Here is a 25,459-nt window from a genome sequence, read left to right as displayed (position 1 = left end):
GCGCAGGCAGGAGTGTTCCAAACTGGCAGGGATGTCCCAAAGCGGAGGGCCGTGTGCACTCGATCGGGCCTCGTGGTTCTGCCGGAACCTAACCGTCCTGAGTTCAAGCAGTACCCTCCGCTTGCGGCGCGGCCGTACTGTGCAGGTAAACGGAGACCAGAGGTGCACACAATGAGTTCAGTCGAAACGACCGCCCTGCAGGCCGGGGACAGCATCGAACTTGTTTCACCAGATCCGCTGGGGTGGGCCTCAAGATTCGACACCGTGCGCTCAAGACTGCTCACGCTGCTGCCGAAAGCCGAAATAGAGCACATCGGTTCGACGTCCATTCCGCGCCTTCCAGCCAAAGACGTGGTTGATGTGCTGGTAGGCGTCGACCCTCGTCAGTTCTCGGCCGCTGTGAACCTGCTCGCTGCGAATGGGTTCGATTTCGAGGGATGCAGAGAGGACACGCCTGGCTCAGCTCGCCGGACAGAAGCCGCAGGAATGCCATCGTCCACTTGGTCCACCGGCGCGGACGTCAATGGGACGAGGAGCAGGGCAGCGTCGCTCAGCTAGCGTCCGATCCGAAGAATTTGGGGCCCTAGAATGCTGCAATGACTGTCCGGACTGATGCCGCCTCAACCGCGATGGCTGTCCTCAGCGGCATGGATGATGCCGGAGTGCAGCGGCTCATCGAAGGCGCTGACAGCTTTGGCATCGGCATTGGTGGAACAACGAAAACCGTGCGCGTCGGCGAATCCACTGTCTTCGTGAAACAGCTTCCGCTGACAAGCGGCGAAGAAGCAGATCCGACCGCCACTGGCAGCCGGCTCCAGCTTCCCTTCAGCGCCCACTACGGGATCGGGTGCCCCTCCAATTCAGCCGGACGGGAACTGGCGATCCACCAGCTGACAACCCGGTGGGTCCAGGCGGGATTGACCGATTTCTTCCCGCTCCTGCTTGGCTGGCGGATTGTGGACCTAAAAAGCGAAGCAGACCTCAGCGAGTTCGACGGCGATGCCGCATCCCGCCAGTGGGGAGCGCACTGGCCGCAGATGGAGAGCAGACTCGCCGCACTCAAAGCCGCGTCCAGGAGCATGGTGTTCTTCCTCGAATACGTACCTGAAACCCTGGGTGACTTGATCCGCCGCAGTCTCGATCAGGGCACAGGGCCGGAGTTCTTCCCCGATGCTGTCGACCAGATCCTCGAAGCCACCGCATGGATGAACAGCCGGGGACTGCAGCATTTCGATGTGCATCCGGGGAACATTCTCGTCAGGGACGGGCGGCTGCTGTACACGGACTTCGGCCTTGCTCTTCACCAAGGCTTTGAGCTGACTCCGGAGGAAGAATCAGGCATGCGCGCACATGTCGGCTTCGACCGGGATTCCGCCCTGATGCACCTCTTTCACTGGACGCTGTACGAACTCGGTTACAGGTCCGGCGAAGAACGGCTCGGAGTGCTGCGTGCAGCAGCAGCCGACGCATCCACGCCTGCACTTGATCCTGTCCGGGCGGTACTTGGTAACGGCGCGGACCTGATTGCACAGTATGCGGACATCGCCATCTATCTGACCGAACTGTTCGGTGCCCTCAAAAAGGATGCTTTTGCCGCAGAGTACCGCGCGCCCTCCGAACCCTAATCGCACCCAGCGACCGCAGCGGATGAAGATCCGCTCTGGGAAACCGTCGCCCGAGAATGAAAGGAAATCCAGTGGATACAGCCGAGCAGATGCAACCCGCACCGCTGTCCCTCGAATCAGCCATGGACGCCGCCTGGCCTGCACTGGACCGGCGCGAGACCGGCGGGTGGGTTCTCCGGGCTGCGGCAGGCGTAACCCAGCGGGCCAACTCGATCTGGCCAGGCGGCATGAACGGGTGCTCGGACGATACCCTTGCTGCGCTGCTCCGCGAGGCACGGACCTGGTACCGCAGCCGCCGCCTTCCGGTGATTTTTCAGATGACCGACGGCGCCGCTGCGGCAGCGCTGCACGCCCTCCTTGATGCCGAAGGGTTTACCCGCCAGTCCTTGACGCTGGTCATGACCTGCAATGTCACGGAGGTCCCTGACACTTTTACGCTCCCCGGCACCCCCGCGGTGGAACTGTCGTCGGCGCCCTCAGATGACTGGATGCAGGTCTGGTGGCAGGTGGACGGCCGCGGCGGCGACAAGGAACGGGGCATTGCCCTGGAATCCTCTCCGGCTGCCCCTCCGTGTACGCGCTGGCGCGGACGGAATGAGGACGGCCGACCCGCAGCTGTAGGACGCCTCGCCTTACCGGACGGGGAGAGAGGCGGCATCTACTGCATGGCAACGATCCCGGAAGCACGTCGCCGCGGCTTCGGGTCAGCGGTCCTGCGATCGATGCTGCAGGCAGGCAACGACTCAGGTGTGACGGACTTTTGGATACTGGTAACTGCAGCGAATCACCGCGCGCAGGAGCTGTATGCGAGAGCGGGTTTTCGAGAGAACGGCCGCTACGTTTACCGGCAGGAGAAACCCCGGCGTTCGCTGCCGGGGTGCTGAACGGTATACGCCTTCTTCCTCAAGCTCCGTCAGCATCTTCCCCACGTACCCGTTGGTCCAGGCGGCGGCCCGGACCGGAAGCCAGCAGTTCGAGCAGGCTGTCCAGAGTTTCCGGGCTTGCCGCGAGTTGGACTTTGCCCTTGTCAGTGAGCAGGGTGACCACTTCGAATCCGAAATCCCACAGATACTTCCGTTCATCACGGGGAACCTTCCGGCGTTCGGGAAGCACTTCCTGCACCACAAAGTCGGTCGCGCGCCCGGATAACTCCAGGCTGTCATAAACAGCGGGCTGAAAGCGCATGGACCCCTCACCGGGAGCCGCAATCCCCTGGTTCCACATCCCGCTGAGTGATCCCGGTCGCGAATCCGGGTAGCGGATATACACCTTCGACTGCCCGTGTTCATCGAGGCGTTTTTTGGTCCTGCTGAATCTCCTCGACTGGAAAAATGCGCCAAGCCAGTAGATCAGGGAATACATGAGCGCTTGGAGCAGCATCTCCGCTATGTCCGGGGAGCCATAGACAAGGCTCACTGCAGTTGTGACCGCCAGAAAAACCACATATCCGAGAGACACCGCCAGGTATGGATGCTGCCGCATCCAATTCTTCGTAGCGCCCTCACGCCGGGGACCATTCACCCGCGAAGTTTTACAGAGCCGTCCCGCAGGTCAATAGGTAGGAAATGCGGGCTGGAATCCGCTCCTTTTAGGGACATGCCTGCCGATCTGTTGCACCAGGACCTGAATAGTCGATCAGCGGGACTCTGCGATGGCGGCTTCCTGCTGGGCAGCACGGCACAACTGCTCGTCACGCTCTTCGGGGCTGAGCTCATCCCACGCCCGGGCCTGCAGCTCGACGTCGACTGCAGGGATGCCCATGGCTACCAGCTGCTCGGGTGAAACCATCGCACTGTTCTCCGGACCGATCAGGTAGCTCCGGTCGAGGTCAGCGCCCTTTCCATCAAGGTAATCGGCCGAGCATGCGATAAACGGTTCGTACACCGGCGTCGCGGGATCGTCCGCCGGCACAGAAGACGACGCCGAAAATGCGGCAGGTGCCCCTTGACCGGACTCGACTGCGGATCCATCAGGACCGGATTCAGGCATCGTGCCGATCCCGAGGGCGAAGCCACCCACGATCGACAGCCCTACGATCATGCCTGCTGACGGTTTTCTTCTCACGGCGGTCCCCCCGGCCCTGCAGCACCCCAGCGGTGCAACGGCCCCAGCCTAGCCCAGGAATGCGTTTATGCGTTGTTGGTCGTGGCGACGATCCTATTAGCTGCCTGAAAGCCATATTTGACGGGCAATAGACGGCATTTACAGACACCCACTCTTCATTCATAGTGGGGCATGGACTGGATTGGGATACTCCCCGAAGACGCCCCGGACCCCCGCGTCGAAGAGGTCGAGGCCCTGAGATTGATGCCCGTTCCGGTGATTGGGCTTGTGCCCCAGCCGTCACTTGAGGACACGGACTCCGTCAGCCTGAACTCCGTCCTGGATGATCACGGGTACAGCGAAATGACAGCGAGCATCACCTATACACTCTGGCGAAACCCTGATGACCGCTTAGACCCGGTGAACCTCGCAGAACTCGATGAGGAAACCCTCAGAGGAATAGACGAAGTTCCGCCGTGGCCCCGGCCCCGTTGGCTGATCGAACAGGTTGAGCGGATGCGCTACCCGCAGCTGTGGGAAGCCGTGCGGACCACCTGGCAGCGGGAGCCACATGCTTCGCTTCAAGACCTCCTGGCCGACCACGTCAACCACATTCTCCTGAACCAGTACCGGGAGAAGCTCTGGCCGGGCGGCAAACCCTGGGACCAGCATGCACCCGTTGTAACCGCACGGATGATCAACGGCAATGCCTGGACCGTTGTCAACGGAGTCGAGGTTCCCGGTGCGGAAGTTGACAGCGACCCGTTCGTTTACGGCATCGGGGCACGCCTCCCGGACGGCGGCGTCGTGACCGCAGTTCTCCCGCGCGCTGAACTGGAAAGGATCCAGGTTCGGTTTACCACCCGGAACTAACCGCCACACACTCCAAACACCCAGACCCGGGTCCATGACTCCGAAGGTGCTGTAGTCACAGTTGGCCTTGGTTCCGTTCCACAAATACGCTCCTCTTATGGACCCGATGAGCAACCTGGGCTGTTCTGCCCGCCGAGGACCGTCCGCGCGCCGCTGACAGGCATCGCGGATTCTTCTGATTCTTTCTGAGCGGCTGCCTGTCGTCTGACATTCCCGTCAACGACCGGTCTTTCGGTCTGCCCAGAAATGGTTATCGTGTTCCACAATCTTTCTTCGCGTTCGCGCGCCCTGACCGGCGCAGCCTGCGTCCTTATCGGTTCGATCAGCATCCAGATATCTTCGGTTCTGGCCAGCGGCGTATTCGCCGTTGCCGGCCCCCTCGGGACCAGCGGGCTCCGGCTGTGGCTGGCTGCCCTGTTTCTCCTCGCCGTCGCCCGGCCACGGATTCGCTCCCTGGATTTGCATGCCTGGTCCGGGATCCTGCTGTATGGGGCGGCCATGGCTGCCATGAACGTACTGCTCTACAGCGCCCTTGAACGGATTCCGCTTGGCCTGGCGGTTACTCTCGAATTCCTCGGACCGCTGGCCGTGGCCAGCTTCGGAGGAAAGGGGCTCCTGGACAGATTCCTGCCCGTCCTGGCGCTGACCGGTGTCGCCGCCGTCGCGGGAGTCCAGTCCGGGGTCGACGGACTCGGTGTCCTGTTCGGGCTGGGAGCGGCGGTCGCGTTCGGAACCTACACGCTCATGGCGGGCCGGGTGGGTGAGGACAGCGCGGGCATCCAGGGCCTGGCGTTGTCAGTGGCGGTTGCCGCCCTTCTGCTTTCGCCTTTCTCGCTGCCGGCCGTACCCAAGCTGAAAACGGCAGACTGGGTGGCTGTGCTGATATCCGCGCTGCTGGGAGTCGCACTGGCCTACACTCTGGACTTCCTGGCCACCAAACTCACTTCACCGCGTGTAGTTGGGACGTTGTTTGCCATGGATCCGGCGGCCGCTGCCGTCGTCGGGGCCTTGGCGCTGGGCCAGGAACTGCCGGTTTCGGCGGTCGCCGGTATCGGCTTGGTCATCGCGTCGGGAGCGGCCATCATCTGGCGAAGCGGCCGGACTCCCACCACGCAGTCAGAAGACGTTCTGCCGTAGAACTGCGGGTACTGGCTGCGGGCTCCCGGCCAGTACCCGCAGGTCTTGCCCCGCCGGGTCGGGGAAACCCATCAGGCCGGGCACTGTGACCGTATCCGGATCACGGGCCAACTTCGAGGACGACGATGGCCATGTTGCGACGTTCCAGCTTGTAGCCAACACTCCTCACCTACCCCCCCTAATCACGGACCGCCGCGATGGCCTCAACCTCGACTAGCTGGTTGTCATATCCGAGAACCGTTACCCCCAACAGCGTGCTCGGGGGAACACTGTCCGCTCCGAAAGCGTCGCGGACAACCTCCCAAGCGCTGACGAGGTCCGTCTGATTGCTGGACGCAACGAGTACACGAGTGTTTATCACGTCACGCAATGACGCACCTGCCTCGTGCAGTGCAATAGTCATATTCTCGAGGCACTTTGCAGCCTGACCCGCGTAATCACCCACGCTCACAGTGGAGCCGTCCTCACTTAGCGGACACGAGCCGGCCAAAAAAATCAGGCGTGAATCTGCCGGAGCTGTGGCGGCATACGCATACTGCGCCACATTCGTGAGGATGTTGGAACCAATCAAAGTCACAGCTCGAGTCAACAGGATTGTCCTTTGCTTTGTCGTACCAAATAGCAGAAGTCTTTCATCGACGTGATCTTCCGCGCGCCAAACGGGCGCACTCGGCGGAAGGCACGCTGCTGGATCCTTGAGTGGTGGGGTGCCGAACGGAAAAACGTTCGTCCGGACGAGCGTCCTAGGTTTTATATTGCAGGTCCCAAAGCGTCAGCTTCGGCACCGTTGTGGACACTCCAATCAAATGCGGCGAACAACCGAAGCAGCGACAAGGCGGCTCATGAGTCAATGGGAGACTACGAAGATGATTCGTTCTCTGGACCTGCCCGTCCCCCTCCCCGGTACAGAACAGGCCTTAACCTTACGCAGAGCCTCGCAGGATGATCTCCATGCGCTGATGCGCCTGCTTGCTGATGATCCAGTAAGTGCGGGTCGGGGCGATAGAGCCGACGTCTCTGACATCTCGCTGCTTACCGTTCCGCTCTAACAGAGATCATCAATGACCCGGGCAATGACCTCCTCGTTGTCGTAACCGGAGCGAACGAACCCATAGCGACGATGCAGCTCACCCGAATTCCAGGCATGGCCCGGAGGGGGTCCACCCGCCTCCTGATTGAAACAGTAAGGGTTCGCGCTGACTCTCGGTCGAAGGGCATCGGCTCCGCACTGATTCGCTGGGCGATAGACACTGCAGCGCCCGCCATGGCGGCGTCGTTGGTCCAACTTACATCTGACGAGAGGCGACAGGGTGCCCACCGCTTTTACGAGAGGCTTGGATTCGTGGGATCGCACCGTGGGTTCAAGCTCAGGGTGAGGTAGCGCCGCCACCAAGGTATATGCCAGGACTCCACAGGATAGTGAGTAGTCCCCTCACACGGATACTCAAATGGAGACCAGCCCTGAGTTCGGATTCGGGACTCTACAAACTCAGAGCGGCACCCACAATGAGAACTGCACATAGCCCGATCAGCGCTATCCAAGCCTTTCTTTCGCGGCCCAACGGTTTTCCTTTGGTTCTTGGGTGGCGCGCTGCCCATAGTGCGCCGCCCACGATAAGCGTAAGTCCGCCGAAGAAGCATACAAAGAAGAGAATTTTGCCGTAGGTGTCCATCGCCTATGCATCGTACGGTGTCCGCATCATTAATGCCTCGGTCAGCTGTGTCCCGGCAGCCGACTCCTATACGGCGCGAATTGACGGGAAGGACCCAGCTCTCGTCTGGCTACGTTCGATCTTGGTTTCGCAAACTCCAGATACCCAGATACAGCAGCCACGGCATCATGACAAAGAGCGGAAGCCATGAGGCGACTCTGCCTGTGTTAGCGAAAACGTTGAAGACGGCAAGCAACAGCATCACGCTGGCTACGATGATCGCAAGGCGAGCAAAAAACGCGGGCCAGGGACGCATTGGTCTCATAGTCGTGATACTAGTACGCCTAGCGCTAGGTCCCGTAGGCCGGTCCTTCAGTGCTACGCACAGTGGCAGGCGGGTGAGCTCTTGAGGCGTCCCATTAGCCGGTCCCTGACCGCGACGCTCTGCAGCGGCGACGGATGCGATGGGCCGTCCCGAATGAGGATCCCTGAGCGGGACGCATTGCTTTGAATCATTTGCCATCATGGCGACCATTCTCACCATCGTCTAGTCTGTGCGTCAGACCCGGGATTGGGGGACACCAATGAACACCAGCGTGAGGATCTCACTCTTGGCTGCATCGCTGTTGGCAGTCCTTTGCGCGTGCTCAGACCCACAGCTCCCCCGCCCCACCGCCTCAACGGACGCACCGGCAGGAGGGCCTTCAAGCCAACCAATCATGCTTTACACGCACTGTGGCATAGAGGAACTGCGCGTTGACAACACGTTCTTCATTGCAGATACCCCATTGCATGATGGCCAGGGCAATCCCCCACCGGGATGGGGGAACCCCTATCAGGCGGGCACTGTGACCGTATCCGGATCACAAGCCGTCTTCGAGGACGACGACGGCCATGTTGTGACGTTCGAGGCTCGGCCAGGTGCCACAACTTTCGTGAAGACGTGCTCTTGAGAACCGACCGTGCCCACCGAGTAAGGCTCATCCCAACAAGCGGGCACCAGAGCAGCCTTACGACGGTGGTGATGGAGACCGTTTCCTCAGCATCGGGGTTCGTTCCGCTAGCCGGATGAGTTCGCTCTTCCTGGGCTGGCAAAAGGACCAATGGGCTCCTTCCCTAGCGTGAGCTTGCGGATCCGATTACCTCGTTTATTCGCCTTGTGGGGGATGTTCAAGTTGTCTCTTGAACCACCGTTCGGTGCTCACATATCTCAGGATCGCGGATAGTACCGCGACAATACCCAGTCCCAGAACTATCCACATACCCTTCGCTACGACGATATATATGCCTACGCCGGTGAGGGCAATTGCTGCAAGAAGAGCCGCTATGCTGAGGGACCGGGCGCGTCTGTGGTTCGGATGAATCGCTGGCTCAAACAATGCGTATCTCCTTGCATTAGAGGGGTTGAGGTCAAGCTCACAGGAGGCTGCGACATCTCTCTTCCCCGCCTTTTATCAGACGAATCGTTTTGATAAATCCTCCCCGGGGTCAGGGCAGCGGCATTCTGTATCTTTTCGGCCAGCACTCTTGCCAACTCTCAATCCAGGGGCCCCGAGTCGCATATACCCCGCCCGCAAAAATGCCCGGTGAAGGTAGCCCAAACGCGACACCCTTTTACCCGCAAACTCCCGGCCCACACCCGCACGGCAAAAAGCCTGGCCGGCACACCGCAATCAGCCCGGACCACCCAGCGGGCGGAACCCCGGAAATGCCAACAGCGACGCACCGGCCAGGCCGGAACGAGTTCACACCGGGTCAGTTGCCCCCGGGCTGCAGCTCAACCTCAATGGGCGAGAAATCCGAGCCCTTCGTGTCAACACCTTCCTCTTCCAGTTCCGCCAGCGCCTTCTCCACGTATTCGTTGGTGTAAGCGGTGGCTGGCGGCTCTTCGCTGATGATGGTTGCACCGGTCTCGTTCTTGGTGCCGAGGGCGATGTCCACGGTCTGTTCCCACGCAGCTTCATCGATCAGGCCGACGCCGTTGGTCGACGGCCAGATCAGCTTGGACGTTTCGTTGGTCATCCAGAGCTGGTGGCTCGTGCCCAGCGTGGACCCGGCCCCGGTGACGATCTCCGCCGCTTCCTCGGGGTTGTCCTTCGCGTATGCCCAGCCCTTGATGGCCGCCTTGATGAAGGCGACTGTGGTTTCCTGGTATTCCTCGTCGTCTTCAAGGCGCTGGGTGTCCGCCCAGATGGCGTCCTGGAGCATCGCGGTGCCCTCCTCGTTCCAGTCGATGACCGTGAGGTCCTCCGGCTGGTAGAGCTCTCCGGTGTCCGGGTTCTCCGTCTCCAGCACCTGAGCATATTCGTTGTACGTCATGGCCTGCGCTGCATCGATGTCCCCGGCCAGGAAACCGTTCATATCGAAGGCCTGCTGGATCAGTTCAATGTCATCGATTTCGACGCCGGCCTGCTGCATACCGGCAAACAGCTCCCATTCGTTGCCGTAGCCCCAGGACCCAACCTTCTTGCCGGCGAGGTCCTCCGGACCGTCAATACCCGAGTCCGCCATGGCCACCTGCAGGGTGGCACTGCGTTCGAAGATCTGCGCCACGTTGGTGATCGCTGCGCCCTGTTCGATCGAGCCGAGGACCTTGGGCACCCAGGAGATCGCGTAGTCAGCGTCGCCGGAGGCCAGGACGTCCTGCGGCACAATGTCCGCACCGCCTTCCAGGATTTCGACGTCGAGGCCCTCCTCCTCGAAGAAGCCCTGATCCAGTGCCGCGTAGTAACCGGCGAACTGGGCCTGGGCAAACCACTGCAGCTGCAGTTTGACCGGGGTGAGCTCGTCGGCGGCGGCGGAGCCGTCCCCGGTGTCCCCGCCGCAGCCGGCCAGCGCCAGGGCAGTGACGGCCAGGCCCGAGGCCAGGATTGTGAGCGGTTTCCTTCGTGTGTTCATGTTGCTTCCCCTCATACGGGCTTTTAGTGCGGACGGAGTGGTGCGGGTGGAACATCTAGGGAGCGGCGCCGAGCTCAGGAGCCGTCGGAGTGCCGGGAAAAGTACTTCTCCAGTGCGGCGGTTACCGCGTAGAACAGCAGTCCCAGCAGGACTGCGCCCAGCACGTAGGCCCAGGCCAGGGTGTAATTGCTGCTCGACGCCGCTGAGGTCACCGATTTGCCCAGCCCGCCGACCGGCCCGCCGAAGTATTCGGCAATCAGGGCCGACACAACGGCCAGCGACGACGCGATCCGCAGCCCGGTGAACATGTACGGCACGGCACTGGGCAACGTGACACTGCGGGTGACCTGCCACTTCCCGGCTGCGTAGGAACGCATCAGGTCACGGTGCACGGGCGCCACCTGACGGAAACCGCGCAGCGAGTTGACGTAGACGGGAATGAAGACGGCGATGCCTGCGATGATCTGCCGGGTAGCCTGCTGGTCCGCACCGAACATCGTGTAGAGGACCGGCGCCAGCGCCACGATCGGTATCACAGACAGCGCCACCACAAGCGGCGCTGCCAGCCGGTCGAGGGCAGGGACGGCAGCGGCTGCCACAGCAGCAGCGACCCCCAGCAGGGCCCCAACCACCAGTCCGACGGCGGCATTCATCCCGGTGACGACGGCGGCACCCAGCACGTTCGCCAGGTTTTCAAAGAATGACTCAGCTATCGCCAGCGGTCCCGGGACAATGAACGGCTCAATCTGAAGTAACGAGACCGCTCCCTGCCAGAGAACAAGCGCCGCTGCCCCCAGCAGCAGCGGTGCTCCAAGATGGCGGCCCAGGCCGGACAGCCGGCCTGGATCGACTCCGGCCGCACCCCTGGTCTCCGGCGGCGCTCCCGCTGCCGGCACTGCCGGCGGGTCCTGGACTATTCCGCTCATCGGGTTTCTGCTCCCCGGACCGCCGCAGGCTCGGCCCCGTGCAGGGCCTCGCGCACTGAGCGGATCGCTTCGTAAAAGGAAGCCTCTTCCCGCAGCGCGGCGCCGCGCGCACCGGCGGTGCCCAAGGTGATATCCACGATCTCGCGGATCTCGCCGGGCCGCGGAGACATCACCACCACGCGGTCTGAAAGGAAAACTGCTTCCGGAATTGAATGCGTGACAAAGACGACCGCACAGCCCGTTTCGGCGCAAATGCGGATCAGTTCGTTCTGCATCCGTTCCCGGGTCATTTCGTCCAGCGCCCCGAAGGGTTCATCCATCAGGAGCAGCTTCGGAGACTCGGCGAGTGACCGCGCAATGGCAACGCGCTGCTGCATCCCGCCGGAGAGCTGGTCCGGGTAATGCTCGCCGAAGTCGGCAAGCCCCACCATGTCCAGCAGTTCGTCCGAGCGTGCCCGCCTGGCAGCAGCTGAAGCGCCGTGGGTCTGCAGCGGCAGTTCAATGTTGCCGCGCACAGTCCGCCACGGCAGCAGCCCGGCCTGCTGGAACGCGATCCCGTAGTCCTGGTCCAGCCGCGCCTGCCGTGTGCTCTTGCCGAATACCGTGATGGTTCCCGAACTGGGTGAGTCCAGGTCGGCTACCAGCCGCATCAGGGTGCTCTTGCCGCAGCCGGACGGTCCGATCAGGGATACGAATTCCCCCTCGCCGACCGTGAGGCTGACGTTCTGAAGCGCGTGTACCGGGCTGCGTCCGCTGCCGAAGATCCGGGTGACACCGGTGGCTTCAACGGCTGCAGCGGCCGGTTTCTGTGTACTGCGGTTGTTCATGCTGCCTGCTCTCCTCTGCGGTAGCGGCGCAGCAGCGCGCCGATCAATGCAACGAATCCAACGGCGGCCAGTCCCAGCAGCACGGCACCGAAAATCGGCGCCCAGGGTTTGCCCGGGTCTCCCCCGGCTGCCGCCGCGAATTCAACGATCATGCGGCCAATGCCGCCGCGGAGCCCGATTGAAACCTCCGCCACCACGGCACCGATCACCGCGTTCGCGGCAGCGAGCCGCAGCGCGGGAAGCAGGTGCGGCACGCTGGCCGGCAGGCGGAGGCGAACGAAGGTCTGCCACCAGCCGAGGGCGTAGGAGTGCATCAGGTCCACGTGGGCCTTCTCCGGGGCGCCGAAGCCGCGCAGGGCACCGATAGCCACGGGGAAGAACGCCAGATAGGCGGCGATGACGGCCACGGACATCCAGTTCTCCCAGGTGAACGGGCCGAACTCGAGCTGCGATCCCCACCGCCGGACCAGCGGGGCGATGGCGATCAGCGGAACCGTCTGGCTCAGGATGATCCAGGGCAGCATGGCGGAGTTTGCGCTGCGGAAGCGCTGCATCAGCATCGCCAGTCCCAGCCCTACCACGACGCCCAGCAGCCAGCCGGCCCCGGCGATGGCGAGGGTGAAGCCGGCTGCCTGCAGCACTGCAGCCCACATGGGACCGGAGCCCGACGCCGAGGATTCCGCCGCAAAAAGCCGCTCCAGCATGGTCCAGACATGCGGCATGGCCAAGTCCGTTGTCCGGGGCAGCAGCGGCACTCCGCCGACGCTGACCCCGGACGCGGGGCCAACAGCCTTGTACGTCTCCCAGAGAAGAACCGGCAGCAGCACCCCGCCGACCCCCCACGCGGCCGCAGAGGTGCGCCGCCGCCGTCGCACTTCGGTTTTCATGCCTTCGCAGCCACGTGGTCCCGCAGGGCAGGAATCACCGTCTCGCCGTAGACGCGCAGGGTTTCCTCCTTGTTGTCATGCTGGAGGTAGCCCGCGAACTGGGTGACGCCCAGGGCCTTGAGCTTCTCGAGCTTCTCCATATGCTCTTCGGCGGTGCCCAGGATGCAGAACCGGTCCACGATCTCGTCCGGCACAAAGTCGGTGTGGGTGTTCCCCGCCCGTCCGTGCTCGTTGTAGTCGTAGCCCTGGCGTCCGGCGATGTAGTCGGTCAGCGCCTGCGGAACGGAAGAATCCGAACCGTACTTGGACACGATGTCCGCCACATGGTTGCCCACCATGCCGCCGAACCAGCGGCACTGGTTGCGCATGTGCTCCCGGTCCGTGCCGATGTACATGGGCGCTGCCACGCAGAAGGAGATGCTGTCCGGGTCCCGGCCGGCGTCGGCTGCTGCCTGCCGGACCGTGCGGATCATCCACTCGGCAATGTCCACGTCCGCCAGCTGGAGGATGAACCCGTCTCCCACCTCGCCGGTGAGCTTCAGGGCCAGCGGGCCGTAGGCCGCCACCCAGACTTCAAGCTCGGAGCCCCTGCTCCAGGGGAACTGGAGCGTGGCACCGTTGTATTCAACGGGGCGGGAGTTGGCCAGCTCGCGGATCACGTGGATGGACTCCCGCAGGGTCTTCAGCGTGGTGGGAGCGCCGTTGGTTACCCGCACCGCCGAATCGCCCCGGCCGATCCCGCAGACCGTCCGGTTCCCGTACATCTGGTTCAGCGTGGCGTACGTCGACGCCGTTACCGTCCAGTCCCGGGTGGCGGGGTTGGTGACCATGGGGCCCACCTTGATGGACCGGGTCTCCGCCAGGATCTGGCTGTAGATCACGTAGGGCTCCTGCCACAGCAGGTGTGAGTCGAAGGTCCACACGTAGTCGAACCCGTGCTCCTCGGCTTTCTTGGCCAGTGCCACCGTCCGCTGGGCGGGAGGATTGCACTGCAGTACCGCACCGAATTCCATGTTTCCCCCCTAGACCAGGTACTGGCTGGTTGCGCGGCGGACGTACTGCCCGTGGCCCTTGCTGCCCAGGTACTCGTTGTTGTTGACGACCACCCGGCCGCGGGACATCACCGTGTCCACGTGCCCTTCGATCTCGTAGCCCTCCCACGCCGAATAGTCCATGTTCATGTGGTGGGTTTTCTCCACTCCGATCGAGGTGTGGCCGTTCGGGTCGTAAATAACGACGTCGGCGTCTGCTCCCGGGGCGATCACGCCCTTGGTGCCGTACATGCCAAACATGCGTGCCGGCGTCGTGCTGGTGATCTCCACCCAGCGTTCGAGGCTGATCTTGCCGTCCACGACCCCCTGGTACATCAGGTCCATGCGGTGCTCCACCGATCCGATGCCGTTGGGGATCTTGGAGAAGTCCCCCACACCCATGTCCTTCTGGCCCTTCATGCAGAACGGGCAGTGGTCCGTGGCGACCATCTGGATGTCATTGGTGCGAAGGGACTGCCACATGTGGTCCTGGTGGTGCTCATGCTTGGACCGCAGGGGTGTGGAGCAGACCCATTTGGCGCCTTCAAACCCTTCGGCACCAAGCTGGTCCTCCAGCGAGAGGTAAAGGTACTGCGGGCAGGTTTCACCGAAGACGTTCTGTCCGTTGTCCCGGGCTGCGGCGAGCTGCTCCACCGCCTGCTTGGCTGATACGTGGACCACGTAGAGCGGGGCGCCGGTGAGGTTGGCGAGCATGATGGCCCGGTGGGTGGCTTCCTCCTCCATCTGCCAGGCGCGTGCAACGCCGTGGTAGTAGGGATCGGTTTTGCCCTGGGCCAGGAGCTCGGCAACCATCGCGTCAATGGCCGGACCGTTCTCCGCGTGCATCATGGTCATCAGCCCGGTCTCGGCTCCGACGCGCATTGCCTTGTAGATCTGCGCGTCATCGCTGTAGAAGACACCGGGGTAGGCCATGAACAGCTTGTAGCTGGACACACCTTCGTCCGGCAGGGCTTCCATCGCCTTCAGCGAGTCATCATTGACGTCGCCGATGATCTGGTGAAAGCCGTAGTCGACGGCGCACTGTCCCGCGGCCTTCTCGTGCCAGGCGGCGAGGCCGTCCATCACACGTTCGCCGTAGCGCTGGATCGCGAAGTCCACGATGGTGGTGGTTCCGCCCCAGGCTGCTGCCCGGGTTCCGGTCTCGAACGTGTCGGAGGCTTCGGTGCCGCCGAAGGGCATTTGCATGTGGGTATGAGCGTCGATCCCGCCTGGAATTACGTACTTGCCCGTGGCATCCAGGACCGTGTCCACGGACCCGGCCAGATCGTGCCCCAGCAGGGTGGAACCGGGTGCCAGGACCGCGGCGATTTTCTCTCCGTCCACCAGGACATCCGCAGCGCCGCGGCCGGTCGCGGTGACGACGGTGCCACCGGAGATAAGTGTTGTTGCCATAAAGCGTTTCCTTGCCTTCCTCTGTGCCTGTCCGGGTACGGCTACGGTGCGGTGATGGGGTTGTAGGCGTCCGGACGGCGGTCCCGGTAGAACTGCCAGTTGTTCCTGGCGGTGCGGACCAGCTCCAGGTCCAGGTCGCGGATCATGAGTTCCTCCCCGTCCCGGGCCCCAACTTCACCCACGTAGTTGCCCTGCGGGTCAGCGACGTAGGACGTGCCGTAGAAGTCCACGGCTTCCTCGCCAAACTCGTTGGTCTCCTCCCCGACCCGGTTCGGGACCACCACGAAATACCCGTTGGCAGCAGCGGCGGTGGGCTGTTCAAGTTCCCAGAGACGGTTGGAGAGCCCGGGTTTGGAAGCATTCGGGTTGAAGACCAGCTGGGCACCGTTCAGTCCCAGGACGCGCCAGCCTTCGGGGAAGTGCCGGTCATAGCAGATGGTGACGCCGACTTTTCCGACGGCGGTGTCGAAAACCGGCCAGCCGAGGTTTCCCGGACGGAAATAGAACTTCTCCCAGAACTTCTCCACATGGGGAATGTGGTTCTTCCGGTATTTACCCAGGTACGTTCCGTCAGCGTCGATTACCGCTGCCGTGTTGTAGTAAACGCCCGGCTGCTCTTCCTCGTAGACGGGGAGAATAATCACCATGTTGTGCTCGGCTGCGAGTTTGGAGAACCGTTCCGTCAACGGACCGGGCACGGCCTGGGCATATTCGTAGTACTTGCTGTCCTGCACAATGCCGAAGTACGGGCCGTGGAAGAGTTCCTGGAAACAGATAACCTGCGCACCCTCTGCCGCGGCACGGCGGACAAAGTCCTCATGCTTGGCAACCATTGACTCTTCGTCCCCGGTCCACGTGGTCTGGGTAAGTGCGGTTCGAACGATCGTCAAAACATCCTCCACATTCCGGCGGCAGTGCCGCCCGTTTCGCAAAAGGCCGCGAGGGCTTTTCATCATCTTTTGGGCTGAACATTTCTCCTGCGTTTCGGAGGCATTAAAGCTGCGGTGCAGCCCTGTTCTCCGTGCCCGCCATCCTTGGCTACGCGAACGAGTTCTGCAAGAGTGTAGAAATCGCCGCCGGTGCGCTTTCATCCCGGCAGGCGGCAGACGATCTCCGGCCCGATTGGCCGAAGCTCAGCAGGCCTTGATTTGGGCCCAGCCGCACCATTTCTGCGGGCACCCCGCCCCGCGGAACCACCGCCCGGATCACTTACACCTGTGAGGTACCATGCCTGACCCCTCAGCTGCTTCAACCAGGTTCCTGCGCCCTGCAGCGGCCGCGGCCGCCGTCCTGCTGCTTGCCGGCTGTGCCGGGACCCCTGCAGATTCGGCCCGGGCCGACCGGCCGGAGACAACAGGAGCCGGACAGGGAGCCCCGGCTGAAACGGTGTTTCCCCTCGAGCTGGACAACTGCGGCACCACGGTCTCCCTCGACGCGCCTCCGGAACGGGTGGTGACCATCAAGTCCACTTCCACCGAACTGCTGCTGGCCCTGGGTTTGGGCGGGAAGATCGTGGGCACGGCCTTCGCTGACGGACCGGTTCCGGAAGCCTGGGCAGACGCCGAGGTTCCTCCGGTGCTGGGCGAAAAGGTGCCGTCCCGCGAAGCCGTCCTGGCGCTGGCACCGGATCTGGTGTTCGCCGGCTGGGAATCGAACTTCTCTGCCGACGGCGCGGGGGAACGCGGCCAGCTCGAAGAACTGGGCGTAGCCAGCTACGTCTCCCCCGCCGCCTGCCAGCAGGACGGCTACCGTCCTGCACCGCTGACGTTCGACGACGTCTTCTCCTCCATCCAGGAGGCCGGGGACCTGTTCGGCGCCCCGGAGGCTGCGGCAGAACTGGTAGCCGCGCAGCGGGAGGAGCTGAAGGAAATCACCCCTTCCTCCAAGGGCTACAGCGCCCTTTGGTACAGCTCCGGATCGGACACGCCCTTCGTCGGCGCCGGGAGCGGAGCACCGGAACTGCTGATGGACTCCGCGGGGCTGGAGAACATAGCTTCCGGGATCGACGCCGGCTGGAGTCCTTTCTCCTGGGAAGCCGTTGCCGAAGCGGACCCGGACGTCATTGTGCTCGTCGATTCGGCCTGGGGCAGCGTCGAGAAGAAGAAGTCCGTGCTGGAAGCCCATCCGGTGATTTCACAGCTCACCGCGGTCAGGGAAGGCCGCTACCTGGTGGTGCCCTTCGCCGCATCCGAGGCCGGGGTGCGCAACGTGGAGACCGTACGCTCCCTCACCGAACAGCTGGCCGCCCTTGACTGAGACACTCGCCCGTCCGAAAGCCCCCGCCGCGGGCACGGTTCTCCGGAAGCCCCGCCCGCGCCGCCCCTGGCTGGTAGGTGCTGCCCTCTGCCTGGGCCTGGCCGCCGCCGGTCTGTGGGCATTGACGGTGGGGCCCGCCGGTCTGGGGGTCCGCGAGGCCTGGCTGGCGCTGACTGCTCCGGGCAGCGGATCGCTGACCCCGCTGCAGGAGGCGATCGTCCGGGACCTGAGGCTGCCGCGGGTCCTGACTGCTGCTGCCGTGGGAGCCGGGCTGGCACTGAGCGGAGCGGTGATCCAGGCGCTGACCCGGAACCCGCTTGCCGACCCCTACCTGCTGGGCCTGAGTTCCGGCGCCAGCCTGGGTGCCGTCTCGGTGCTGCTGCTTGGCGCCGCCGTCGTGCTTCCGGTCGCCGCCTTCGCCGGGGCGATGCTGGCAATGGCTGGCACGCTGACCCTCGCGGGGGCGCTGGGTTCTATCACCCCCACGCGGACCGTGCTGGCCGGGCTCGCTGTGTCCTCGCTGGCCGCTGCCGCGGCGTCGTTCGTGGTCTTCTGGACGGCGCAGGGTGATTCCTACCGCGAAGTGCTCGGCTGGCTGATGGGATCGCTCGCCGGAGCCACCTGGTCCAGCACGGGGATCGCGCTGCCTGCCCTCGCCGTCGTCGGTATTCCGCTGATGTTCTGCGGCCGGCTGCTGGACGCATTCTCCTTCGGTGACACCGCCGCCTCCGCGCTTGGCGTGCCGGTGCCCGCCGTTCGCTGGACACTGCTGGGGGCCACGGCCCTGCTGACCGGCGCGATGGTGTCCGTGAGCGGGTCCATCGGTTTTGTGGGACTGGTCCTGCCGCATGCCGTCCGGATGCTCGCCGGCCCGTCCCACCGTGCCCTCCTGCCGCTTTCCGCCCTCGCCGGGGCGCTGTTCCTGGTCCTGGCCGACACCGCAGCCAGAACGGTCTTCGATCCGCGGGAGATCCCGGTGGGAATTGTGACCGCCCTGATCGGAGCACCTTTCTTCATCCTGCTGCTGCTCCGCCGGCGGAGCGGGGCATGAGCGCCCGCGCTGCGGTGGCCGCCGGCCTTGGCCTGTCAGCCGAGCGGGTGCAGATAGTCCGCAGCGGACGGGTCCTCGTGGACGGCGTGGACTGCACGCTTGAGCCGGGCACCTTTACCGGACTGCTTGGCCCCAACGGGGCAGGGAAATCGACGCTGCTTCATCTGCTGGCGGGCGTCCTGGCACCGGACGACGGAACGGTAAGGCTGCGCGGCCGGCCGCTTTCCGGTACCCGTGCACGGGAGCGGGCCCGGAGCATTGCCCTGGTGGAACAGTCCCTGCCGGCGGAGACGTCTTTGTCAGTCCGCGAAACCGCTGCCCTTGGCCGGACGCCCCACCGCAGCCTGCTCGCCGGGGACAGCCGGCGCGACCTTGAGGTGGTGGAGCGTTCCCTCGCGGCGGCCGGTGTCCTCAGGCTCGCGGAGCGCTCCTACTCAACGCTTTCCGGCGGTGAACAGCAGCGGGTGCAGCTGGCCCGTGCCCTTGCACAGGAGCCCGCAGTGCTGCTGCTGGACGAACCCACCAACCACCTGGATGCCTCCGCCCAGCTGGAAACACTGGAGCTGTTGGAGAACCTTGCCGCCGCCGGGACTGCCGTGGCAGCCGCGCTGCACGACATCAACCATGCAGCGGCCTCCTGCTCGCACCTCATGGTGCTTAGCGGCGGAAAGGTGGCCGCCGCCGGGCCGGTGGACTCGGTGCTCACTCCGGAGCTGATCCGCCGGGTGTACGGCGTCAACGCGGTGGTGCTGGAGCATCCCCTGACGGGCCGTCCCCTGATTGCGCTGGGCCGCTAGGCCTCCCGCGGCCGGACAGCATCCGGCGCACGGCCGGCGTCCCAGCGCCCGCAGGCGTCCTCGTTTCGCTCCACTTCGGGACATGCCTGCCAGTTGGGGACTCCCCTCCGCGGCGCCGCGGCAGGAGTGTCCCCAGGCGGCAGGAGTGTCCCCAGCCGGAGGGAAATTACCCCCCAGCAAACTGCCCGAACCGCCCGAACTGCCCGGAACCAGCGAACTAGCGGGAGCCGCCCATGCTGCGTGCCCGGCGCCGCGCTTCGGCGGCCGCGGCTGCATAGCCGGCGGCGTAGCCGTCCTCGTACCCGGCCGCGTGCCCGTCGTCGTACCCGGCGTTGTATCCGGTTTTGGTACCGGACCGCCGGCCGTCCTCGAATGCCTCGGTGCTGCCCTGCCGGAACATGTCCTCAGCCGCCGGACGAAGCAAAGCCCGCGCACCGGGGTCCTTATCCATGCCGCCCACTGTGACCAGGGTGTCTAGTCCGCGGACCAGCGCCACGGGCAGCCCGGCCGCCTTGCCCTTGACCAGGTCAGCGGCTGCGGCGATCTCATCGGCCACCGCGGCAACGGTGGCGGACATCGGCCGGCCGGAAGCATCCGGAGTCCCGCGGAGGTCCAGCAGGACGGTCAGTCCTGCCGCTCCGATGGCGGCGTCGGTCTGTCCCTCCCGCCAGGGCCGTCCCAGCGTGTCAGTGATAACGACGCCGATGTCCACGCCGTAGTCCCGTTTCAGGCCGCGGCAAATCGCGCGGGCCGAAGCGTCGGGGTCCTCCGGAAGCAGGAGCACCGTCCCGTCCGCGGTGTTGCTTGCATCCACGCCTGCCGCCGCCGCCACGATGCCGAGCCGGTTCTCAACGATCCGGGTGGTTCCGCCGGCGTGCGTGCGGGTGGCAACCACGCGGACGGTTTCCTGTTCCACGGCCTCCTCCCGGGCGGAGGCCGGCATGGTGCGTCCTTCCGCCTTGGACACGATCTTGGAGGTCACGGCCAGGATGTCTCCGCTGCGGAGGTCTTTACCGCAGGCACGTCCAATCAGCTCCGCCAGACTGTCCCCGGAACGGACTTCGCCGATCCCCTGCACCGGCGTGATAACCAGCCGGCTGGTCGGGGCCGCGAGGGGTCCGGCGTCGGATTCGGTCATGAGGTGGTCCAGTGTCATCGATGCAGCTCCGGCAGTACGGACGTGCCAAAAACGTCTATCCATTCGCGCTGGTTGCGGCCAACGTTGTGCAGGTAGACCCGGTCGAAGCCAAGGTCGAGGAACTTCTGGATGTAGGCACGGTGCACGTCCGGGTCCTCGGAGATGAGCAGCCTGCCTTCGAAGTCCTCGGGGCGGACCAGCCGGGCCATCTGCTCCAGTTCGAAGGGTGAGCGGATATCTGCCTTGGGGAACTTCATGCCGCCGTTGGGCCATTCGGTCATGGCGTTGGCAAGAGCTTCCTCGTACGTAGGTGCCCAGCTCATGTGCAGCTGCAGGACCTTGGGCATAGTGTCCGGATCCTTCCCCGCCTCGCGGGCACCGGCGTCGAACTTCGCAAAGAGCCCCTCGATCTTTTCCAGCGGCGCGCCCACGGTGATGAGGCCGTCGGCATGTCTGCCGGCACGCTTGGCGGTGACGGGGCCCGCCGTCGCTACGAGGATCTCCGGGGCAACTTCCGGCATGGTCCAGAGCCGCGTGGATTCCATCTTGTAGAAGGTGCCGCTGTGGCGCACGTCCTTGCCGGCCAGGGACGCGGCGAAGAGCTTGCTGATGATCTCGATCGCCTCGAACATCCGGTTGATCCGCTCCGGGGCTTCCGGCCAGTACTGGGCGGTGACGTGCTCGTTCAGCGCCTCGCCCGACCCAAGGCCGAGCCAGTGCCGGCCCGGGTACATGGCAGCCAGGGTTGCGGAAGCCTGGGCGACCATGGCGGGATGCCAGCGGAAGGTCGGAGCGGTCACGCCCGGACCGATGTCCCCCTTGGTCCGCTCCCCCAGTGCAGAAAGCACATTCCAGACGAAGGCCGACTGGCCCTGCGCCGGGACCCACGGCTGGAAGTGGTCCGCCGCCATGACGCCGGAGAAGCCGCGCTCCTCCGCATACGCAGACAGAGCGACCGCTTCACTGGGGTGGAACTGCTCGAGCATGGCCGCATAGCCAATCCGCAACGGGGTTTTCATGCAGCCACTATAGGCCAGCAGCATGCCCCAAACGGGGAACGGCGTGTTTCAGCCGTGCAACATTCAGCCGCGTGCGCTGACCTGCGGAAGGAGGTCCTCAGCCGGCGGCGTCCAGACGGCCGGATCAGCCTGCATCTGGTCTCCGGACCGGATGTCCTTCACCTCATGGGTGCCGTCTTCGGCGGTGAACCAGACAAAGGGGATCCCGCGGCGGTCGGCGTACTTGATCTGCTTGCCGAACTTCTCAGCCTTGGCGGCCACCTCGACGGCGATGCCCCGCCCGCGCAGTGCGGCGGCGACGTCCTGCGCGGCGGACCAGGAATCGTCGTCGGCAAGGGTCACCAGGACGGCGGTGGGAACCGACCGGCTGGCTTCGGCGAACTCCTGGCTGAGGATCCGCATCACCAGGCGCGTGACGCCAATGGAGAGCCCGACGCCGGGGAAGGACCGGCTGCCCTTGGCCGCCAGCGAGTCGTAGCGGCCGCCGGAGCAGATGGACCCGAGCTGTTCGTGGCCCACCAGCACTGTCTCGTAGACGGTGCCGGTGTAGTAATCCAGGCCGCGGGCAATGGACAGGTCCGCAACGACCTTCCCCGGCGCGCGGCGGGCCGCTTCGGCGATGACCTGCCGGAGTTCCTCCAGTCCGGTGTCCAGCAGTTCATTGCTCACGCCGAGGGCACGGACCTGGTCCACGAAGGACACATCCTCGGTGCGGATGGAGGCAAGCTTCAGTGCCAGGGACGCCTGTTCCGGCGTGGCACCGAGTTCTTCCTGGAGCAGCTCGGCAACCCGGTCGGCGCCGACCTTTTCAAGCTTGTCGATGCTGCGCAGCACCCCGGCAGTGTCCTCCAGCCCAATCCCCCGGTAGAAACCTTCGGCCAGCTTGCGGTTGTTCACGCGGATGCGGAAGTCCGGGATGGGCAGCGCACCAAGGGCCTCGGCAATCACCAGCGCCAGCTCGACGTCGTACCGGAACGGCAATTCGCCGTCGCCCACCACGTCAATGTCCGCCTGGGTGAACTCACGGGCGCGGCCTTCCTGCGGGCGTTCCCCGCGCCAGACCTTCTGGATCTGGTAGCGGCGGAAGGGGAAGGCCAGGTGTCCGGCGTTTTCAACCACGTAGCGCGCGAACGGGACGGTGAGGTCGAAGTGCAGGGCCAGCTGGTTGGGATCCTGCTTGGCCGGGCCTTCGCCTCCCTCGGCCTGGAGCCGGCTCAGCGCATAGACTTCCTTGTCGATTTCGCCCTTGCGGAGCAGCTGGCCCACGGTTTCAACTGCACGGGTTTCAATGTTCGCGAAGCCGTGGAGTTCGAAGGTGCGGCGCAGCACGTCCAGCACATGGAGTTCAACGAGGCGCTCCTGCGGTAGCCATTCGGGGAAACCGGACAGTGAGGCCTTGCGTGCCATGCGGGCAGACTCCTTTGGGATCAGGCGGCCTGCTGCACGGCGCAGTGCAGCGCGCGGCGGGCCTAATGCTGGGAATGCGCACAAGTTACGTGCCTAAACTGTGTGCGGCACCCATTTTAGCTGTTTTCGGGCTCCGGGCCGCTATTCCGGGGATCCGGGCCCGATCCGCATTCCCTACCCCAGGAGGACGGCAGTGAAAGCCGGCAGTCAAAGCAACCGGACCGCCCGCCAGCGGCTGGCCCGAAAGGAAGCGAAGCAGGCCTTCGCACAGGAACTCCGGCACCGCCGGCTGCGCGACAACGCTTTCGCCGGCGCGGCAGGAGCCCTGGTCCTCGCCCTGGCCGTGGCCCTGCAGGTCTTCTGGTTCTCGTCCAACCCCACGGCCGGGGATCTGGCCGCGCTCAAGCAGGAAGCCCAGGCCGGGGAGGCCGCCTCGGCCATACCTGATCCGTCCCTGGCCGCAGGCAAGACCATCACCGGGACACTGGTCCTCAACGGCGCCGAGGTTGGCGTGGAGCTGGACGGCACGGATGCACCGCAGGCCGCCGCCGTTTTCAAGTCCCTCGCCGATTCCTCCTTCTTCGACGGGAAGGAATGCCACCGGTTGACCACCGGGGAGCCGATGGGCGTGCTCCAGTGCGGTTCCCGGGACGGCACCGGAGCCGGGGATCCGGCCTACCAGTGGGGGCCGGTGGAGAACTCGCCGGCAGACGGCAGCTACCCGGCCGGGACCATAGCCGTGGCCCGCGGAGCAACCGGGGACTCGCACGGCACACAGTTCTTCATTGCCTACAAGGACTCCGTAATAACGCAGGAGACCGGCGGGTACACGATAATGGGTAAGGTAACGTCAGGGCTTGAAGTTCTGGAGGCAATTGCCGCCGACGGGGTGGCAGACGGCTCCCGGGACGGAAGGCCTTCAACCCCGGTGACGATAGATTCGTTTACCCTGAAGTAATGGCTCTGCGGGATTCGCTCAGCGGCCATCCATCGAGTGAAAGACTTTTAGCGGTGACAGACAGTCAGAAATCCGACGAAACCACCGGGAACGCTCCGGAAAACCAGCGGCCCTCAGCTCCCAGCCCGGCAGCCTTTGCGGCCCGGCATCCGGTCCCCGCACCGGCAGCCCAGCCCGGCGCAGCAGCCCAGGCCCCGGTGGTAGCAGCCCCGGCCGCCCACACGACTCCACTGGAAGAAGCCGCACAGTTTGCCCGGGTCGAGGAAGACGGCCACGTCTTCCTGATCGTCAACGGTGAGGAATTCCCCGTTGGCCAGTACCCGGATGCCACCCGTGAGGAAGCGCTGGGCTACTTCGTGCGCAAGTACGACGACGCCGTCAGCCAGGTCATCCTGCTGGAACAGCGTCTCGCGGCCAAGGCTCCGGCGTCGGACATGCACAAGACCCTGAAGCACCTCGCTGCCCAGGTAGCCGAGCGCAAGATGGTGGGCGATGTCCTGGCGCTGGACGCCCGGATCGCGGAACTCCAGGCCGGCATCAAGGCAGCCGAAGCCGCTGAACGCGCCGAAACCGAGGCCGTCCGTGCCCGCGAGCTCGCCGCCCGGGAAGCCATCGTCGCCGAAGCTGAAGAGATCGCGGCCAAGGATCCGGCCGCCATCCAGTGGAAGACCAGCAGCAACCGGATGAACGAGCTGTTCGAAGCATGGAAGGCAGCACAGAAGAACGGACCCCGGCTGGGACGCAGCAACGAGGACGCGCTCTGGAAGCGTTTCCGCTCGGCACGCACCGTCTTCGACCGGCACCGCCGCGCCTACTTCTCCCAGCTGGACAATGAGAACGCCGAGGCAAAGCGTGCCAAGGAAGCACTCATTGCCCGCGCCGAGGCACTCTCCAGCTCCACGGACTGGGGCAACACGGCTGCCGAGTACCGCCACCTCATGGATGAGTGGAAGGCTTCCAAGCGCGCCAGCCGCAAGGACGACGACGCACTGTGGGCACGCTTCCGTGCCGCGCAGGACCAGTTCTTCGCAGCACGGCAGGCCGCCAATGAAGTCATTGACGAGGAGTTCGCCGCCAACCTGGTGGTCAAGGAAGCGCTTTTGAAGGAAGCACAGGAAATCCTTCCCGTCACCGACCTCAACGCCGCCCGCAAGGCCCTGCAGTCCATCCGCGACCGCTGGGAGGAAGCCGGCAAGGTTCCCCGCGCTGACATGGGCCGCATGGAAGCCGGCATCCGCAAGGTCGAGGAAGCCGTCAAGGCAGCCGAAGACGAGCACTGGCAGCGCAGCAACCCGGAGACGAAGGCACGCACCAACAGCGCGCTGACGCAGCTCGAGGCCGCCATTGCGTCCCTGCGCGAGGAGCTTGCCGCCGCCGAAAAGGACGGCAACGCCAAGAAGATCGCCAACGCACGCGAAGCCCTCGAGGCACGCGAGCAGTGGCTGGAGACCCTGCGCCGTTCGGCCCAGGACTTCTCCTAGCACCAGTCAGCACAGGCCCGGGTTCCGCTTTTCCACAAGC

Annotated in this window: 24 protein-coding genes; 11 read left to right on the top strand and 13 right to left on the bottom strand. The window is 64.5% G+C overall.

The window, feature by feature from the left end; genetic code table 11:
* Positions 1–171 precede the first annotated feature (171 nt).
* The 3 genes from NGB94_RS02625 to NGB94_RS02615 all read left to right on the top strand — a co-directional run bounded on the left by NGB94_RS02625 (position 172) and on the right by NGB94_RS02615 (position 2,509).
* Positions 172–558, top strand: coding sequence for a GrpB family protein (locus tag NGB94_RS02625; RefSeq protein ID WP_325788881.1), 387 nt, complete (start codon positions 172–174; stop codon positions 556–558).
* 38 nt (positions 559–596) lie between these two features.
* Entirely contained in the window at positions 597–1,625 is a 1,029-nt protein-coding gene (locus tag NGB94_RS02620) for a phosphotransferase (protein ID WP_325788879.1), read from the top strand.
* A 71-nt stretch (positions 1,626–1,696) separates the two neighbouring features.
* Positions 1,697–2,509: a GNAT family N-acetyltransferase gene (locus NGB94_RS02615; protein WP_325788878.1), complete on the top strand. Its 813-nt coding sequence runs from the start codon at positions 1,697–1,699 to the stop codon at positions 2,507–2,509.
* 19 nt (positions 2,510–2,528) lie between these two features.
* Here the strand turns inward: NGB94_RS02615 and NGB94_RS02610 are convergent, their stop codons facing one another.
* A complete protein-coding gene (locus NGB94_RS02610; protein ID WP_325788876.1) occupies positions 2,529–3,146 on the bottom strand; it encodes a hypothetical protein in 618 nt (205 codons plus the stop codon).
* Positions 3,147–3,260: 114 nt separating this feature from the next.
* Positions 3,261–3,665 (bottom strand): hypothetical protein, encoded by a 405-nt coding sequence (locus NGB94_RS02605; protein ID WP_325788875.1) that lies wholly within the window; start codon positions 3,663–3,665, stop codon positions 3,261–3,263.
* Positions 3,666–3,860: 195 nt separating this feature from the next.
* On the opposite strand from NGB94_RS02605, the gene NGB94_RS02600 reads away from it, so the two are divergent.
* A complete protein-coding gene (locus NGB94_RS02600) occupies positions 3,861–4,541 on the top strand; it encodes a hypothetical protein (RefSeq protein ID WP_325788873.1) in 681 nt (226 codons plus the stop codon).
* A gap of 255 nt (positions 4,542–4,796) precedes the next feature.
* Positions 4,797–5,678: an EamA family transporter gene (locus NGB94_RS02595; protein ID WP_325788871.1), complete on the top strand. Its 882-nt coding sequence runs from the start codon at positions 4,797–4,799 to the stop codon at positions 5,676–5,678.
* Between the two features lie 178 nt (positions 5,679–5,856).
* On the opposite strand, the gene NGB94_RS02590 is transcribed toward NGB94_RS02595, so the two are convergent.
* Positions 5,857–6,267 carry a RidA family protein gene (locus NGB94_RS02590; RefSeq protein WP_325788869.1) on the bottom strand — a complete coding sequence of 137 codons (411 nt, stop codon included), beginning with the start codon at positions 6,265–6,267 and terminating at the stop codon, positions 5,857–5,859.
* Between the two features lie 465 nt (positions 6,268–6,732).
* Here NGB94_RS02590 and NGB94_RS02585 point away from each other — a divergent pair, with 465 nt between their 5' ends.
* The gene (locus tag NGB94_RS02585) at positions 6,733–7,059 is read left to right on the top strand and encodes a GNAT family N-acetyltransferase (protein WP_325789113.1); all 327 of its coding nucleotides are present in this window, start codon (positions 6,733–6,735) and stop codon (positions 7,057–7,059) included.
* A gap of 2,026 nt (positions 7,060–9,085) precedes the next feature.
* Here NGB94_RS02585 and NGB94_RS02580 read toward each other — a convergent pair.
* The 7 genes from NGB94_RS02580 to NGB94_RS02550 form a co-directional block, all read right to left on the bottom strand.
* A complete protein-coding gene (locus tag NGB94_RS02580) occupies positions 9,086–10,228 on the bottom strand; it encodes an ABC transporter substrate-binding protein (RefSeq protein ID WP_325788868.1) in 1,143 nt (380 codons plus the stop codon).
* A gap of 74 nt (positions 10,229–10,302) precedes the next feature.
* Positions 10,303–11,154: an ABC transporter permease gene (locus tag NGB94_RS02575; RefSeq protein WP_325788867.1), complete on the bottom strand. Its 852-nt coding sequence runs from the start codon at positions 11,152–11,154 to the stop codon at positions 10,303–10,305.
* Positions 11,151–11,981: an ABC transporter ATP-binding protein gene (locus NGB94_RS02570; RefSeq protein ID WP_325788865.1), complete on the bottom strand. Its 831-nt coding sequence runs from the start codon at positions 11,979–11,981 to the stop codon at positions 11,151–11,153. The genes NGB94_RS02575 and NGB94_RS02570 overlap by 4 nt, the downstream gene beginning before the upstream one ends.
* Positions 11,978–12,868 (bottom strand): ABC transporter permease, encoded by an 891-nt coding sequence (locus NGB94_RS02565; RefSeq protein ID WP_325788863.1) that lies wholly within the window; start codon positions 12,866–12,868, stop codon positions 11,978–11,980. Before NGB94_RS02565 ends, NGB94_RS02570 begins: the two co-directional genes overlap by 4 nt.
* Positions 12,865–13,881: a TIGR03842 family LLM class F420-dependent oxidoreductase gene (locus NGB94_RS02560; RefSeq protein ID WP_325788861.1), complete on the bottom strand. Its 1,017-nt coding sequence runs from the start codon at positions 13,879–13,881 to the stop codon at positions 12,865–12,867. The genes NGB94_RS02565 and NGB94_RS02560 overlap by 4 nt, the downstream gene beginning before the upstream one ends.
* 9 nt (positions 13,882–13,890) lie before the next feature.
* Positions 13,891–15,312: a dihydropyrimidinase gene (hydA, locus tag NGB94_RS02555; protein WP_325788860.1), complete on the bottom strand. Its 1,422-nt coding sequence runs from the start codon at positions 15,310–15,312 to the stop codon at positions 13,891–13,893.
* A 41-nt stretch (positions 15,313–15,353) separates the two neighbouring features.
* Complete coding sequence (locus NGB94_RS02550; protein ID WP_325788858.1) at positions 15,354–16,202, bottom strand: nitrilase-related carbon-nitrogen hydrolase; 849 nt, start codon at positions 16,200–16,202, stop codon at positions 15,354–15,356.
* A gap of 337 nt (positions 16,203–16,539) precedes the next feature.
* Here NGB94_RS02550 and NGB94_RS02545 point away from each other — a divergent pair, with 337 nt between their 5' ends.
* From NGB94_RS02545 to NGB94_RS02535, 3 genes are read left to right on the top strand one after another with little or no spacing between them, the layout of a single operon-like run.
* On the top strand, positions 16,540–17,568 hold the full coding sequence (locus tag NGB94_RS02545) for a putative F420-0 ABC transporter substrate-binding protein (RefSeq protein ID WP_325788856.1): 1,029 nt from the start codon (positions 16,540–16,542) through the stop codon (positions 17,566–17,568).
* A complete protein-coding gene (locus NGB94_RS02540) occupies positions 17,561–18,619 on the top strand; it encodes a putative F420-0 ABC transporter permease subunit (protein WP_418910595.1) in 1,059 nt (352 codons plus the stop codon). Before NGB94_RS02545 ends, NGB94_RS02540 begins: the two co-directional genes overlap by 8 nt.
* A complete protein-coding gene (locus NGB94_RS02535) occupies positions 18,616–19,416 on the top strand; it encodes an ABC transporter ATP-binding protein (protein ID WP_325788854.1) in 801 nt (266 codons plus the stop codon). Before NGB94_RS02540 ends, NGB94_RS02535 begins: the two co-directional genes overlap by 4 nt.
* 217 nt (positions 19,417–19,633) lie before the next feature.
* On the opposite strand, the gene NGB94_RS02530 is transcribed toward NGB94_RS02535, so the two are convergent.
* From NGB94_RS02530 to hisS, 3 genes are all read right to left on the bottom strand, one after another.
* Complete coding sequence (locus tag NGB94_RS02530; protein ID WP_325788852.1) at positions 19,634–20,572, bottom strand: coenzyme F420-0:L-glutamate ligase; 939 nt, start codon at positions 20,570–20,572, stop codon at positions 19,634–19,636.
* Complete coding sequence (locus NGB94_RS02525) at positions 20,569–21,573, bottom strand: TIGR03557 family F420-dependent LLM class oxidoreductase (RefSeq protein ID WP_325788850.1); 1,005 nt, start codon at positions 21,571–21,573, stop codon at positions 20,569–20,571. Before NGB94_RS02525 ends, NGB94_RS02530 begins: the two co-directional genes overlap by 4 nt.
* Positions 21,574–21,636: 63 nt before the next feature.
* Positions 21,637–22,980, bottom strand: coding sequence for a histidine--tRNA ligase (hisS, locus tag NGB94_RS02520; RefSeq protein ID WP_325788848.1), 1,344 nt, complete (start codon positions 22,978–22,980; stop codon positions 21,637–21,639).
* A gap of 193 nt (positions 22,981–23,173) precedes the next feature.
* Here hisS and NGB94_RS02515 point away from each other — a divergent pair, with 193 nt between their 5' ends.
* Together NGB94_RS02515 and NGB94_RS02510 are read left to right on the top strand one after the other, a co-directional pair.
* Entirely contained in the window at positions 23,174–23,938 is a 765-nt protein-coding gene (locus NGB94_RS02515) for a peptidylprolyl isomerase (RefSeq protein WP_325788847.1), read from the top strand.
* On the top strand, positions 23,938–25,419 hold the full coding sequence (locus NGB94_RS02510) for a DUF349 domain-containing protein (protein ID WP_418910594.1): 1,482 nt from the start codon (positions 23,938–23,940) through the stop codon (positions 25,417–25,419). Before NGB94_RS02515 ends, NGB94_RS02510 begins: the two co-directional genes overlap by 1 nt.
* The last annotated feature ends 40 nt before the right edge of the window (positions 25,420–25,459 follow it).

This window comes from Arthrobacter koreensis (assembly GCF_035792275.1).
GTDB classification, from domain to species: Bacteria; Actinomycetota; Actinomycetes; order Actinomycetales; family Micrococcaceae; genus Arthrobacter_B; species Arthrobacter_B koreensis_A.
Note: the sequence above shows the minus strand (reverse complement) of the source record. Positions and strands in the feature narration are given on the sequence as shown.